Below are 212 nucleotides of genomic sequence, written 5' to 3' on the forward strand. Positions count from 1 at the left end.
CTGCGACCTTCCGGTGTTTCATCGGCCAGTGATGAAAGCTGCGCGGCATCGGCCAGCGTTTTTTCGTCCACGCCCTGGGCGGGCAGAAAATCAGAAGCCTGACGGTTACCCAGCGTGATGGTGCCGGTTTTATCCAACAGCAGTACGTCCACATCACCAGCCGCTTCTACTGCACGTCCGCTGGTGGCAATGACGTTCGCACCCAACATGCG

At 59.0% G+C, this 212-nt stretch carries 1 pseudogene; it reads right to left on the reverse strand.

The features are described 5' to 3' along the window. Positions 1–212, reverse strand: a pseudogene (locus FDX22_RS00530) (potassium-transporting ATPase subunit B); the annotation flags it as partial.

The sequence above is a fragment of the Citrobacter sp. TBCS-14 genome, assembly GCF_005280805.1.
GTDB classification, from domain to species: Bacteria; Pseudomonadota; Gammaproteobacteria; order Enterobacterales; family Enterobacteriaceae; genus Citrobacter; species Citrobacter gillenii.